This window comes from Staphylococcus sp. EG-SA-2, from assembly GCF_017152085.1.
Window position 1 is genome coordinate 1 of sequence record NZ_JACYHC010000877.1, and the last position, 1078, is coordinate 1078.

Consider the following 1078-nt stretch of genomic DNA (forward strand, 5'->3'; position numbering starts at 1 on the left):
TTGGAATCTCTAAACCTTTAATGTTAGTTAGACGAGCTTTTTCACGTAATTGGTTTTTAGCAAATGGTTCTGAAACAATTTCTTTAGAAAGTGTTTTTGGTAAGAGCTTATCTCCACCTGAATCATTTCCTGTTGGTAAAGCGTGTAATAAACGTTGTGCCTCCATTGAAGGTTTTTCAAATTCATTTGGTAAAATCGCGTGACGATAAAACTCTGCCTTAGCTTTAACCATCTTCTCATTATCACTTAAAGATTGATAAGCTTCTCCTTTATCTTTAACTTTCGCTTTTTCTTTCTCTTCAATGTCTTGCACTTGTCTTTCAACAATGTTAAATCTTTGTTGTAAACCTGCTTTTTCTGTTTCTAGTTGTTTGATGTCTTCCATATCAATATTTGGATCTGTTGCTTTCTGACTCAATTCATCATTTTTATTTTTTAATTGTTGTCCAATCATACCTAAGGATTGTTTTAATTCATATAATGTCGGCATTTCATTTCCTCCTAATAATTCATTGTCATTTTTAAAATTTCGCATTCGCGTTTAATTTTTTCTCTTTTTTCTTTTTCTTCTAGTGACATACTTTCTTTAGGTGTTTCAACCAATTCAGATGTATCTACATCATCAATTTTAGTGATTTTGTCTACATCTTTCTTTAAATCTTCTGGGACGTTCTCGAAACGCTTATATTGCTCTTTAGAGATACTAGCAGCTATTTCATTAGCTCCTAAAATTTCATCTATCAAGCCGAAAGACAAGGCTTCTTCTGCAGTAAGCCAAGTTTCTGCATCTAACATCTGTTTTAAGTGTTCTTGATCTAAATCTTTTGCTTTATCTAAATAAGCTGAATTACTAACAGCATCTGTTTTTTCAAGTAAATCCGCTGTCTTTCTTAATTCTTCTGCATTACCTACAGTCATAACCCATGAATTATGAATCATTAAAAAACTATTTTTGTGCATAAAAATAGTGTCACCACTCATAGCGATAACACTAGCAATTGATGCCGCTAAGGCATCGACATAGATATTAATTTTTGCAGGATGCATTTTTAGCATATTGTATATTGCATGCCCTTCA

At 32.3% G+C, this 1078-nt stretch carries 2 protein-coding genes; both read right to left on the reverse strand.

All coding sequences use genetic code 11. The features are described 5' to 3' along the window. A partial coding sequence (locus IDG60_RS15580; protein WP_206160899.1) for a phage major capsid protein occupies positions 1–490 on the reverse strand: 490 nt, incomplete at its 3' end. An 11-nt stretch (positions 491–501) separates the two neighbouring features. Continuing rightward, the coding region (locus tag IDG60_RS15585) for a head maturation protease, ClpP-related (RefSeq protein WP_206160900.1) at positions 502–1078 on the reverse strand (577 nt) is incomplete at its 5' end.